Annotated in this window: 12 protein-coding genes and 1 tRNA gene; 12 read left to right on the top strand and 1 reads right to left on the bottom strand. The window is 62.9% G+C overall.

The features are described from left to right. Positions 1 to 432: 432 nt before the first annotated feature. The 10 genes from VKS22_13040 to VKS22_12995 all read left to right on the top strand — a co-directional run bounded on the left by VKS22_13040 (position 433) and on the right by VKS22_12995 (position 7,721). Positions 433 to 765 (top strand): hypothetical protein, encoded by a 333-nt coding sequence (locus VKS22_13040; protein ID HLW71534.1) that lies wholly within the window; start codon positions 433 to 435, stop codon positions 763 to 765. A gap of 157 nt (positions 766 to 922) precedes the next feature. Next, complete coding sequence (locus VKS22_13035) at positions 923 to 1,831, top strand: alpha/beta hydrolase (GenBank protein ID HLW71533.1); 909 nt, start codon at positions 923 to 925, stop codon at positions 1,829 to 1,831. Positions 1,832 to 1,843: 12 nt separating this feature from the next. Then, positions 1,844 to 2,647: an ABC transporter ATP-binding protein gene (locus tag VKS22_13030; protein HLW71532.1), complete on the top strand. Its 804-nt coding sequence runs from the start codon at positions 1,844 to 1,846 to the stop codon at positions 2,645 to 2,647. A gap of 31 nt (positions 2,648 to 2,678) precedes the next feature. Beyond that, the gene (def, locus tag VKS22_13025; protein ID HLW71531.1) at positions 2,679 to 3,227 is read left to right on the top strand and encodes a peptide deformylase; all 549 of its coding nucleotides are present in this window, start codon (positions 2,679 to 2,681) and stop codon (positions 3,225 to 3,227) included. Beyond that, on the top strand, positions 3,190 to 4,242 hold the full coding sequence (gene fmt / locus VKS22_13020; protein HLW71530.1) for a methionyl-tRNA formyltransferase: 1,053 nt from the start codon (positions 3,190 to 3,192) through the stop codon (positions 4,240 to 4,242). Before def ends, fmt begins: the two co-directional genes overlap by 38 nt. Then, positions 4,239 to 5,636: a 16S rRNA (cytosine(967)-C(5))-methyltransferase RsmB gene (gene rsmB / locus VKS22_13015; GenBank protein ID HLW71529.1), complete on the top strand. Its 1,398-nt coding sequence runs from the start codon at positions 4,239 to 4,241 to the stop codon at positions 5,634 to 5,636. Before fmt ends, rsmB begins: the two co-directional genes overlap by 4 nt. Positions 5,637 to 5,686: 50 nt before the next feature. Then, positions 5,687 to 6,358 carry a ribulose-phosphate 3-epimerase gene (gene rpe / locus VKS22_13010; protein ID HLW71528.1) on the top strand — a complete coding sequence of 224 codons (672 nt, stop codon included), beginning with the start codon at positions 5,687 to 5,689 and terminating at the stop codon, positions 6,356 to 6,358. A 101-nt stretch (positions 6,359 to 6,459) separates the two neighbouring features. Next, a tRNA-Pro gene (locus tag VKS22_13005) sits at positions 6,460 to 6,536 on the top strand. Continuing rightward, positions 6,536 to 7,150, top strand: coding sequence for a glycerol-3-phosphate 1-O-acyltransferase PlsY (gene plsY, locus VKS22_13000; protein ID HLW71527.1), 615 nt, complete (start codon positions 6,536 to 6,538; stop codon positions 7,148 to 7,150). The genes VKS22_13005 and plsY overlap by 1 nt, the downstream gene beginning before the upstream one ends. A gap of 232 nt (positions 7,151 to 7,382) precedes the next feature. Continuing rightward, positions 7,383 to 7,721 carry a P-II family nitrogen regulator gene (locus tag VKS22_12995; protein HLW71526.1) on the top strand — a complete coding sequence of 113 codons (339 nt, stop codon included), beginning with the start codon at positions 7,383 to 7,385 and terminating at the stop codon, positions 7,719 to 7,721. A 12-nt stretch (positions 7,722 to 7,733) separates the two neighbouring features. Here the strand turns inward: VKS22_12995 and VKS22_12990 are convergent, their stop codons facing one another. Next, the gene (locus VKS22_12990; GenBank protein HLW71525.1) at positions 7,734 to 7,991 is read right to left on the bottom strand and encodes a hypothetical protein; all 258 of its coding nucleotides are present in this window, start codon (positions 7,989 to 7,991) and stop codon (positions 7,734 to 7,736) included. A gap of 279 nt (positions 7,992 to 8,270) precedes the next feature. Between VKS22_12990 and VKS22_12985 the strand changes: the two genes are divergently transcribed. Both VKS22_12985 and ppdK read left to right on the top strand, forming a co-directional pair. After that, complete coding sequence (locus VKS22_12985) at positions 8,271 to 9,611, top strand: glycine--tRNA ligase (GenBank protein HLW71524.1); 1,341 nt, start codon at positions 8,271 to 8,273, stop codon at positions 9,609 to 9,611. A gap of 75 nt (positions 9,612 to 9,686) precedes the next feature. Further along, the gene (ppdK, locus tag VKS22_12980; protein HLW71523.1) at positions 9,687 to 12,434 is read left to right on the top strand and encodes a pyruvate, phosphate dikinase; all 2,748 of its coding nucleotides are present in this window, start codon (positions 9,687 to 9,689) and stop codon (positions 12,432 to 12,434) included. The last annotated feature ends 412 nt before the right edge of the window (positions 12,435 to 12,846 follow it).

Here is a 12,846-nt window from a genome sequence, read left to right as displayed (position 1 = left end):
CAGTATTGATCGCGACGTTGGCCGCTGGCGTCGCCGGATGCTTCTCGGCGGGCGCCTGGCCGCAGCCTTACGGCAACGTTTACGATTACACCTATGGAGAGCAACAGTACGTTGGTGATCCGTTCTGGTATGGCTTTCCGGATGGCGGTTATTATCCATATTACCCATATGTTGCTTATGGTGACGGCGATCACGATTGTGACGAAGGCTTCTGCGGTCCTCGCGGTCACCGCGGATGGGAAACATCGGCTACGAGCCGCGCGGAAGCCATCCGTGCGCCTCTAGCGAGTGCTGAGCGGGGGTCGTTCTCGATGCACGGATCCGAATCCGGTGGCGGCCATGGAGGCGGCCGGCGCTGATCGCAACGTTGTAATTCGACCCGCACCAGCGGCTCCACGCCAACCATCCGAATGTTAAAGGAGGTAGCAAACGATGAAAACGCTGATCGCCAGTTTGATCGCTCTCACCTTGATGCTGAGCGTCCCACTTTTCGCTTGGGCGGGGTCGTCCAGCGATTCCAATACGGTGAGGCCGAATACGCCCCAGGCCGCTCGCATGATTGCGACGCTTGAGCGGGCCGAGCACCTTGATCGCTTAAACGCAGCGTCATACACCGGCGAAGACAGCGACGAAGGCGTCGCCTACTACCAGAAGGCGGAGCAGGTCCACGCTCTCCTTAAGAAACTGCAAAGCGGTGAGACGGTATCCGAGGACGACGTGCGCAGCGCCTTGGATAATCATGACGCCGTCCGATTCGGAGGCTGATCGAGACCCTTTTCGCACACTCACGCCAAGGACGCTGTTCCGCCAAACGTGCGCCGACTGGCTCGCCATCCGTCGCGCCGAACCACGAAGAATTTTGCGCGTCTGCCCCGGATACTGTTAGCATCCGGCGCGGGCCGCGAGGCCGTGGAGACCCGAGTTGGCGATCGAACTTCCTGAACCAAGCGCAACTGTCGACCTGGCGATGAGCGATGGGGCGATTATCCGCCTGCGCCGTCACGGCAATCCTGCCGGCCCGCGTCTAGCCTTAAGCCATGGCAACGGACTCGCGATCGACGGCTATTACCCGTTCTGGAGCCTGCTTCGGGATCACTACGATCTGATCCTTTTCGACTTTCGCAATCACGGACAGAATCCGCGCCACACTTTCGAGAATCATAACTGGAATCAATTTGTTCGCGACCTCGAACAGATCTATTCCGCGAGCCAGGAGCGCTTCGGCGCGAGGCGCACGACCGGCGTTTTCCACTCACTCGCCGCCATCGCCGCCACGATGCAGGCGCAACGGTTCGGCCCGCGCTGGGATCCGCTGGTGCTCTTTGACCCTCCCTACTATCCACCCGAGAGCCATCGACTGCGTTCGGTTCAGTTTATGAACGAGGAGGAGATCGCCGATCGCGCTGAAAAACGCACCCCCGGTTATGCCGATCCGATGGAGCTCGCGGCCAGCTTCGCGCGCCGCCTGACGCGCTGGAAGCCCGAGGCGTATGAACTGATGGCGCGTGCGACGTTGCGCTGGGATGATCGCGCCAATCAATGGCTGTTGGCCTGCCCGCGCGAGTTCGAGGCCAAAGTCTTTCGCACCAATCGCGACACGACGGTGTGGACCGGGCTCGCTCAGATGCCTGTTGCGGTGAAGCTCATCTGCGGCGACCCGGACGTCGCGGACTCGATGCCGCCGGCGCGGCTGGGCCAGGCGGTCGCCGCGGAGTCGGGCGTCGCGTATGAAGCGATCGCCGAAACCACCCATTTCCTCCAGATCGAAAAGCCGCACGAGTGCATCCACGCGATGGAGACTTTTCTCCGCGCACAGGGCGTCGTCGGCTGAATCCATAAGCGCGTGGCGAGCCGTCCGGTAATCGAAGTCGCGGGACTGCGCGTTGAGCGCGACGCGCTGATCCTCGACGGGCTCGACTGGACCGTCCGCCGCGGCGAGCATTGGGTTATCCTGGGCGCCAACGGCTCGGGCAAAACCTCGTTGCTCAGCACTCTTACCGGCTATATGCCGCTTACCGCCGGCTCGATCGCGGTGCTCGGCGAGACCTACGGCCGCAGCGATTGGCGCGAACTGCGCAAGCGCGTCGGCATCGTCAGTACGAGCGTCCACCAGCTCATGGTCGGGCATGAGAATACGCTCGAGACGATCATCAGCGGCCGCCACGCGATGATCGGAATGTGGGGCGAGATCGCCACCGCCGAGCGCGCGCAAGCGGAAAAGATCCTGCGCCAGATCGAGGCTGTCGCGATCCGCGAGCGGCCCTGGCGCGTGCTCTCGCAAGGCGAGCGGCAGCGCGTCCTGATTGGTCGCGCCCTGATGGCGCGGCCGCAACTGCTGATTCTGGACGAGCCGTGCGCCGGCCTCGATCCGGCAGCGCGCGAGCATTTTGTGCAATTCATCGAACGGCTGGCGCAGCGCCGCGGCGCGCCAACCCTGATTCTGGTGACCCATCACGTCGAGGAGATCATGCCTGCCTTCTCGCACGTGCTGGTGCTTAAGGGCGGGCGCGTGCTGGCGAGTGGCGTCAAAAGCGCGGTGCTGACTTCAAAGACCTTGTCGCGCGCCTTTGCAGCCTCCGTCAGATTACGTCGCAATCGCGGCCGCTACGCGCTCGCGGTCAGCCCAAGCGCTGCCGTGGTGATCTGATTTCGGTCCTTTGGTAATTTGAATCACCTCGATGGCATTGCTCAAAATCCGTAAGTTCCCCGACCCCGCCTTGAAGATCGCCGCAGACGCGGTCGAGAATATCGACGGTGGCGTTAACGGCTTCGTTGAGAGCCTGGTGCAAACGATGTATGCCGCGCCCGGGGTCGGCCTGGCGGCGACTCAGGTCGGCGATTCGCGGCGCATCGTCGTGCTCGATACCGACCACGAGCACTTGGGCAAGCATCTGCTTAAACTGATCAATCCGGAAATCGTCGAGCGCGACGGCTCGATCATGTGGGAGGAGGGCTGCCTCTCAGTGGTCGATTACACCGCCGAGGTCAAGCGCGCCGCGCGCGTGCTCGTCCGCGCCTGGACGCCCGATCAGAAGCAGATCGAAATCGAGGCCGACGAGTTGCTCGCGGTCGCGCTGCAGCACGAAATCGATCATCTCGACGGCACGCTCTTCATCGATCGCATCAGCCGCATCAAACGCGACCTCTACCGGCGCAAACGAGCTAAACTGATTAAGGAAGGCCGGGCGGATGAAAAATCCAGCAAGCCCTCCCGCGCCCTCATCTGACGCGCCCGGATCGGCGGACTCTGCGAGGTTCGGCCGAACCGGCGCGCCACCTCTACGCATAATCTTCATGGGAACGCCCGCGCTGGCGGCTCGGATCCTCGAACGCCTGGTCGCAGAGCGAGGTTCGGAGTTCGCGGTCGTCGGCGTCGTGACCAGACCGGATCAGCCGCGCAAGCGCGGCCTCAAGCTCGAACCGTCCGAAGTCGCCGCGGTCGCGGCCCGTCACGCGCTGGCGACACTCAAGCCGGCGAAAATTCGCACCGCGGAATTTCTGGCTCAGATCGAGGCCTTCGCGCCGGACTTGCTGGTCGTCGCGGCCTACGGCCGCATTTTGCCCAATGCCATTCTCGCCGCGCCCCGCCTGCTTCCGCTCAACGTCCACGCTTCGATCCTGCCGCGTCATCGCGGCGCCGCGCCGATCGAAGGCGCGATCCTGGCCGGCGACCGCGAAAGCGGCGTGACCATCATGCGCATCACCGAGCAGATGGACGCCGGCCCAATCTTGCTCCAACGCTCGCTCGAACTGGCGGCGGACGAGACGCAGGGCAGCCTCAAGGCGAAGCTCGCAGAATTGGGCGCCGATGCTTTGATCGAGGCTCTCGGGCGGATTCGTCGCGGCGAATTGATCGAAACCCCGCAGGACGAAACGCTCGCTACTTATACCCATCCAGTGACCAAGAATGACGCGCAGATCGATTGGCGCGCGGACGCGCATCGCATCGAGCGGATGGTGCGGGCTTACGATCCATGGCCAACCGCCCGCACGATGTTCGATAACGAAGAGCTGCTCTTATGGAAGACCGCGCTCGCTCCTGAGGGCATTTACGCGGAGGCAACCGCGAATCCTGGCACCCTGATGGAGCTTAAGCCTATTCCCATCGTGCGATGCGGCGCCGATGCACTGAGGCTGCTCGAAGTACAAGCGCCCGGACGGCGACGGATGAGTGCAGCGGAATTTTTTCGCGGTCGCCGCGCCAAAATCGGAATGAGTCTGGGAATGAGCTCAGAAAATTGAGCAAGCCCCTCGATGGACGGCAGCGGGCGAAGCCGCCGTCCGGGCCCGTCCGCGAGGAGCCCGCCGGATTGCAAGCCCGCCGGATCGCGCTCGAAATTTTATTACGAGTCGAGGTCGATCACGCGTTTGCCGACGTTTTGCTCGGCCATCGGCTCGCCGAACTTAACCGTCCCGCCGATCGCGGCCTCGCAACCCAACTCGTGCTGGGGACGCTCGCGTGGCAGCGGCGGCTCGACTACGAACTCGCCCGATTGTCATCGCGCAAGCTCACCGAACTCGACCCGCGCGTCCGCGCGATCCTGCGGATGGGCCTTCATCAGTTGCGCCAGCTCACGCGAATACCAGCTCACGCCGCCGTTGATACTGCTGTGCGTCTCGCCGGCGAGACGCGTCGCCGCAACGGCGCTCGCGGCTTCGTCAATGCGATCCTGCGCGCCGCAGCCCGCAGTCCCGCCCCGATGCCCGATCGCGCGCGCGACGAGATGGGTTACCTCGCCGTCACGCACTCGCATCCACGATGGCTGGTCAAGAAATTCGTCGATTGGTTCGGCGTCGCAGAGGCCGAGACGATCATGGCGGCGAACAATCTCACCGCGCCGAATGTGCTCCGGCTCAATCTTCGCCGCGGTGCCGCAGATGAGTTGGCCGCACGGCTCGGCCGCGACGCGATAGTTATCTCCCGCGGCGGTCTATTCCCCGAAACGCTGATCGTTGATCGCACCGCATCGGTCGACTGCGACTCGTTCCGTGCGGGACTCTTCGCGCAGCAGGCGGAGGCCTCGCAGCTCGTCGCCCGGTTGCTCGCGCCGCCGCCAGGCGCGATTGTGATTGACTGCGCGGCGGCGCCCGGCGGTAAAAGCACGCATCTTGCCGAGCTGGTCGGACCGGATGGGCGGGTCGTCGCGCTCGATCTCAATCTGGCCGGCCTGAAGCAGACGCGCGGTATCGCGGCGCGCTTGCAGCACGACCACGTCCACGTCGCTCGATGCGACTCATCCCAATCGCTGCCCATTCGTCAGCGATCAGTGAGCTACGTTTTACTCGACGCCCCGTGCACCGGCCTTGGAACCCTGCGCGAGCATCCTGAGATTCGCTGGCGGCTGGCGCCGCACGACTTCACGCGGATGGCGCATCTCCAGCGCGCGATGCTCGAGCAGGCCGCAACGCTGCTCACTCCCAACGGCATCCTGGTCTATGCCGTCTGCAGCCTCGCGCCTGAGGAGGGCGCAGGCGTGGTCAATGATTTTCTCGCGCAGCATTCGGAGTTCGTGATCGATCGTCCAAGCGCGTCGCCGCTGTCGGAGTTAATTGATGCAAATGGCTTTTTGCGCACCCGCCCCGACCGCGCCGCGCGTGACGCCTTCTTCGCCGCGCGACTAAGACGGTTAGCGTAGTGCCGGGGTGCGTAGTGGCGAGGCGAAAGACCACGCGATAACTTAAAGCAGTGACACGGGTCTGCAAAATCGCTCCCTCGATCCTCTCGGCCGACTTCGCAGCGTTGGGCGAGGACATCCGGCGGGTCGAGGCCGCCGGCGCCGATCTAATCCATTTCGACGTGATGGACGGCCACTTCGTGCCCAATCTTTCGATCGGTATCCCGGTCTTGCAGGCGGTCCGCCGTATTACCAGGTTGCCGCTGGACGCCCACCTGATGATCGAGGAGCCCGAGCGCTATCTGGAGCCCTTCGTCAAAGCCGGCGCGGATTCGCTCTCGGTGCACGCCGAGGTCTGCGCTGATTTGCCCGCGATCGCCGAGCGTATGCATTCCCTCGGTATCCGCGCTGCGGTTGCGATCAACCCCGAGACCGCACCCGACCGCATTATCGCCGCGGCCGCGCATCTCGATATGATCCTCGTGATGAGCGTGCATCCGGGGTTCGGCGGCCAAGGCTTCATCGCGGAGAGTCTCGATAAGCTGCGTCACATTCGGGCCGAGCTTGACCGCCGCGGGCTGGAGGTTGATCTGGAAGTTGACGGCGGCATCAAGGCGGAGAACATCGCGACAGTGGCGGCGGCCGGCGCCAACGTTTTCGTCTCCGGCTCCGGCATCTTCGGCCAGCCCGATTACGCCGAGGTGATCGCGCGGATGCGTCGCGCGACGGCCTCCGCCGGTTAGCCTAAGCCGCTCGCCAATCCCGCGCGCTCAACTCGCGTTACCGACGGGGCGATGGTATAACCGATGCCCTGCGCGTCGGTCACGGTTGCGGACATCGGTTTCGGGGTGTAGCTCAGACTGGCAGAGCGCTGCGTTCGGGACGCAGAAGTCGCTGGTTCAAATCCAGTCACCCCGACCATCCGACCTGGGCGCGCCTTCGGGGGGAAGCTAATTCTCGTCGCGCTGATAATCCTGGCATACCTGTGCGGCTCGATTCCGGTCGGCGTGATTGTCGGCAAGGCGTTCGGCTTCGATCCGCGCACGGTTGGTTCGAAAAATATCGGGATGACCAACGTGGCGCGCGCCGGCGGAAAAATTCCCGCCGCATTGACCTTCGCGGGAGACCTCCTTAAGGGGCTGATTCCGGTGCTAATCGCGCAGCGCTTCGAGCCGGCGCCATCGCACTTGAGGCTGGTCGCGCTTGCAGCATTCGTCGGGGCGATCGCATCGGTCTTCCTGCGGCTTCGCGGCGGCCGCGGCGTGGCGACGGCGCTGGGCGTGTGGCTAGGCCTCGCGCCAATCGCGATCGCAATCGCGCTCGCGGTCTTTGTCGCGGTACTCGCCCTCAGCCGGATAATGTCTCTGGCGTCGCTCGGCGCGGCGATGTCGTTGCCCGCCGCAGTCGCCGTGACCCATTCACCGCGGCCGTACGTTTTACTCGCAATCGTAATGTCGGCGCTGGTAGTCTTGCGCCATCGGGAGAATATCCAACGCCTGATAAGCGGGACGGAACGCAAAATCGGCGCTGCATAGGGTCAGCGCGCTAATGTATATTCACTAGCCTAATGCCTGTTATTCGGACAAATGGGATGCGCTGGCGGTTAGCGTGCACTGCAAAGCCATTTGGCACCCCGCTTGCGTGGTCGGGCAGGACTCGACGCCGAGACGGGGCACTTGCGTGGACGGTTCAACTTCTGAGAAAGCTACTGAGGAGAAGCCGAAGCGGCGTCCAAATGGCGTCCTGCGGCCTCGGCAGAGGAGTCATATGAAGAAGGTTGAGGCGATTATAAAGCCATTCAAGCTCGACGAGGTTAAAGAGGCGCTATCTAGCGTGGGAATACAAGGTCTGACGGTCAGCGAGGTCAAGGGCTTCGGGCGTCAGAAGGGGCATACAGAACTCTACCGCGGCGCGGAATACGTCGTGGACTTCCTGCCCAAAGTGAAGCTCGAGATCATAGTTTCCGACGATATGGCCGCGCAGGTAGTCGAGACGATCGAGCGGGCAGCGCGCACTGGCCGCATCGGCGACGGCAAGATTTTCGTGATGCCGATGGAAGAGGTCGTCCGCATCCGCACCGGCGAGCGCGGTTCCAACGCACTCTGAGGCACAAATCCGTCAATCTAAGTTATCTTTCGCTACGTAGCCTTGAAGGCCTTTCTCAGCTCCGTCCAAGACCTCGATGGTGGCGCCTTCGTCATCGCTCGACAAGATTTTCACCGGCGTATTGTTGTCGATCTGCTTGGCGAGCATGCTTTCGCCCAGCCCGCCCAGGAATCCAGCGGCCCCGCCTTGTGACTTCATCGACTTGACCTTGTCGAACTGCTGTTTGCTCGGGTAGACGTTGACGGTGGTCTCGCCATTGTGAGCGACCACCGAATGACTGCATCCGACAAGCATCAGTAAGGCGAGGCAGACCGCAGTCCTGAGTTTGATTCGAGCTTTTCGCATCCTCGACTTCTGTTTTTCTGATCGCTGACGGTCGCTGAACTCTAAACGGTCATTGGGGCACGACAAAATTGCTGCACCGGCACGCGCATGATACTTTGATCGCTTCTCCGAGGAAAAGCATAACTGACGGATAACACGCCCGGCCTCGCCGCTCTCTTCTGGGGGATTTGCGGGCGCACGGCTTACCGCAAGAAGGAGGAGTAGTTGTCCGAAGCTGCCGCAGCGCTACCGGCGACCAAGCGCCCGGTCACGATGGAAAAACTCGTGAACCTGTGCAAACGGCGCGGAATCGTCTTTCCCACCAGTGAGATCTATGGCGGCCTGGGCTCGACCTTCGATTATGGTCCGCTCGGCGTCGAGCTTAAACGCAATGTCCGTGAGGCCTGGTGGCGCGAGATGGTGCAGCGGCGCACTGATGTGATCGGTCTCGATAGCGCCATCTTGCAGCATCCGCGCACTTGGGAAGCTTCCGGTCATCTGCAGAACTTCACCGACCCGCTGGTCGACTGCAAGAGTTGCAAACAGCGCTTTCGCGCCGATCAGATCGCCGGACCGCGCTGTCCGGAGTGTGGCGGCGAGCTCACCGAGGCCCGTCAGTTCAACCTGATGTTCAAAACCTTCATGGGTCCGGTCGAAGACACTGCGAGCACGATCTATCTGCGCCCCGAGACCGCGCAGGGCATCTTCGCCAACTTCGCGAGCGTGATCGATACCCAACGGGTCAAATTGCCGTTCGGGATCGCGCAGACCGGAAAATCCTTTCGCAATGAAATCACCCCGGGTAATTTCATTTTCCGCACGCGCGAGTTCGAACAGATGGAGATGGAGTTTTTCGTCAAGCCGGAGCCGGACGAAGAGCAACGCTGGTTCGACTACTGGGTCGCCGCGCGCTTCGATTGGTACGTCAGGTACGGCGTCAAGCCCGATCACCTGCGACTGCGGCCCCACGCGCAGGATGAGTTGTCGCACTATTCGCGCGGCACCACCGACGTCGAGTTCCTCTATCCCTTCGGCTGGGGCGAACTCGAGGGCATCGCGCGGCGCGGCAGCTTCGATCTCGATCAACACGCGAAATTTAGCGGCAAGGACCTCACCTACTTCGACGAGGAGGCCAAAAGCCGCTACCGTCCGTGGGTGATTGAGCCGGCCGCCGGGCTCGATCGCGCGCTGCTCGCTTTCCTGCTCGACGCTTACGACGAAGACGTCGTCGAGCACGAGGAGCGCATCGTGCTGCGGCTTGATCCGCGGCTCGCGCCCGTGAAGGTCGCAGTCTATCCGTTGCTGCGCAAGGGCGGCCAGCCCGAGAAGGCGCAGGTGGTGCGCGAATCACTGCAACGATTTTTCACCGTCGGCTATGATCAGGCAGGTTCCATCGGGCGGCGCTACCGGCGGATGGACGAGGTCGGCACGCCGTATGGCGTGACGATCGATCATCAGACGATGGCCGACGACACCGTCACAGTGCGCGATCGCGACACCACCGCGCAGGAGCGCGTTGCGATCGCTGATTTGGCCGGGCTATTGCGCGAGCGCATCGGGGGCTGAACGAAGCGAGGCCGCCCGGCCGCGTCGCCGCGGGACCAACTAAATTATCCGAAGACTGCGGGAGAGATCTGCATCATGGCGCGAGTTCATCCGGAAATTTATTTCTTTGGCGGCAAGGTGGCGGAAGGCCGCGCGTCGATGCGCGACCTGCTCGGCGGCAAGGGCGCCAATCTCGCCGAGATGGCCTCGCTCAAACTGCCGGTGCCGCCCGGCTTCACCATCTCGACGCAGGTTTGCAACTACTTTTACGATCACAAGCACAAATATCCGAAGGGCCTCGAGGCGGGCGTCGCTCAAAGCGTAGTTCGGATCGAAAAAGCCCTGGACAAGAAATTCGGCAACCCGGCGAATCCGTTGCTGGTCTCGGTGCGGTCGGGGGCCCGAGTCTCGATGCCCGGAATGATGGATACGGTCCTCAATCTCGGGCTCAACGACGCCACGGTCGAGGGGCTCGCGGCGGCCAGCGGCAATCCGCGCTTCGCCTGGGATTCCTATAGGCGCTTCTGCCAGATGTACGGCGACGTCGTGCTCAAGCTCAAGCCGGAAAACCAGCTCGATCGCGATCCCTTCGAGGAGCTGATCGAGCAGAAAAAACACCGCCGCGGCGTCGCCGAGGACGTTCAGCTCTCCGTCGATGACCTCAAGGAACTGGTCGGCGAGTTTCGTGAGTTGATTCGCCGCCGCGTCGGCCGCGACCTGCCCCAGGATCCCAAGGAACAGCTCTGGGGCGCGATCGGCGCGGTCTTCGACTCGTGGCACAACGATCGCGCGATCGCCTATCGCAAATTCAACAATATCCCGGGCGACTGGGGCACCGCCGTCACCGTCCAGGCGATGGTCTTCGGCAACCTCGGCGACGACTGCGCCACCGGCGTCGCCTTCACGCGCGATCCCTCAACCGGCGAGCGCGGCATCTACGGCGAGTTTTTGCCCAACGCCCAGGGCGAAGATGTCGTCGCCGGCATCCGCACGCCGCGCCAGATCAGTCTCGCCGCGGGTCGCAAGTCGGCCGCCGCGAACAATGTCGGCGAGAAGCAGCGCGCCGCGCAAACGCCGACGCTCGAAGAACAATTCCCCGCGGTCTACCGCGAGTTGCTGAAAATCGCCGCGCGGCTGGAAAAGCACTTTCGCGACATGCAGGACATGGAGTTCACGATCGAACGCGGCCGCCTTTTCATGCTGCAGACGCGCGGCGGCAAACGCACGGCGCAGGCGGCGGTGCGTACTGCCGTCGAGATGGTCGGCGAAAAGCTGATCGACAAGCGCACCGCGCTGACTCGGGTCGAGCCGGTGCAACTCGAGCAGTTGCTCCATCCGCGGCTCGATCCCAAAGCGCAAAAGGACGTCATCGCGCGCGGCTTGCCCGCTTCGCCCGGCGCGGTTTCCGGCGCCGTGGTCTTTTCCGCCGACGAAGCCGTCACCGCCCATCAGAGCGGCCGCCACGTGATCCTCGTGCGCCACGAGACCTCGCCCGAGGATATCCACGGGATGCAGGTCGCCGAGGGCATCCTGACTGCGCGCGGCGGCATGACCAGTCATGCCGCAGTGGTGGCGCGTGGGATGGGCAAATGCTGCGTCGCCGGATGTTCCGCGATCGAGATCGACTATGCGGCGGGCGTGATGCATGCCGGCGGCCGCGACATCCATCGCGGCGAATTCATCACGCTCGACGGCGCGACCGGCGAAGTGATGACGGGCCAGGTGGCGACCGCGCAACCCGAGATGTCAGTCTTCTTTCGCACTTTCATGAACTGGGCGGACAAAGAACGCCGGCTCGGGCTGCGCGCCAACGCTGACACGCCGGTGGACGCGCGGGTCGCGCTCGATTTCGGCGCCGAAGGCATCGGACTGTGCCGCACGGAACATATGTTTTTCGGACCTGGCCGAATCGACGCCGTGCGCGAAATGATCCTGGCCGAGGATAGTACGCAGCGGGCGCGCGCGCTCGAGAAGATCCTTCCGATGCAGCGCGGGGACTTCATCAAGATCCTGCGCGCGATGGCGGACAAGCCGGTGACGATTCGCCTGCTGGATCCGCCGCTGCACGAATTCCTGCCCAAGACCGCCGAAGAGATCGCCAAGCTCGCCGAGATTACCGGCGCCGACCCGGAGCGCCTGACGCAGATCCGCGACAGCCTCGAGGAATTCAATCCGATGCTGGGTCACCGCGGCGCCCGCCTCGGCGTCAGCTATCCGGAAATCTACAAGGCTCAGGCCCGCGCGATCCTCGAGGCCGCGAGCCAGTTGCGCGCCGAGGGGGTCAATGCGATTCCGGAAATCATGCTGCCGCTGATCGGCGATCGCAAAGAGTTCGACCTGCTCGCCGCCGATATTCGCGAGGTCGCTAAGGAAGTCGCGAGCCGCAACGGAAAAAAGCTGCATTACACGATCGGCACAATGATCGAAGTGCCGCGCGCCTGTATCGAGGCCGGTGAGATCGCCGCCGTCGCCGACTTCTTTTCCTTCGGCACCAACGACTTGACGCAGATGACCTACGGGCTGTCGCGCGACGACTCGTCAAAATTTCTCGGCGATTATGTCGCGCGCGGAATCTACAAAAAGGATCCGTTCCAGGAGCTCGACCCCGACGGCGTCGGCGATCTGATGCGAATCGCGATCGAGCGTGGGCGCAAGGTCAAGAAAAATCTCAAGCTCGGCATCTGCGGCGAGCACGGCGGCGACCCGGCCAGCGTCAAGCTGTGCCATCGCCTCGGTCTCGACTACGTCTCGTGCTCGCCCTACCGCTTGCCGGTGGCGCGGCTCGCGGCGGCGCAGGCCGCGATCGAATCGCGCAAAAGCAAGCGCGATTTTAAAGACGTTTAGGCTGGGGCGGCTCGACGACTATCGGAAGCCGACGAAGATCCGGCTTTCCGCACGCTCTTGGCGCGACGGCGAGATCCGACGAACAGAGCTTAACTGTGCTAAAAAGCTCTAGTTATGGGAAAGAAGTCTCGCGAGAAAAGGGCTCGGCGGCATCCTCCAGGTATAGAGCCAACAGCAAGCTCTCGAGATGCGTCCGGGAAGCTTAATGCCGTCATCAAGTACTTAAAAACTGGATGGGGTATAATAAGCACTCTCTCTATTCTAATTGGACTGGTAGTGTCGGGAAGTTGGTGGAAAAGTGAAAAGGCGTCAAGATCCGGCGAGTTGAGCCACAACTCACACCCGCTAGGCGGCGGGTGCCGGAGGATGACGCCATGGAAAGCGATAGCAGGGATGGAGGAGCAGGGAAAGC

The organism is Candidatus Binataceae bacterium (genome assembly GCA_035308025.1).
Lineage (GTDB): Bacteria > Desulfobacterota > Binatia > Binatales > Binataceae > JAJPHI01.
This window is presented reverse-complemented; position numbering and strand designations above follow the sequence as displayed.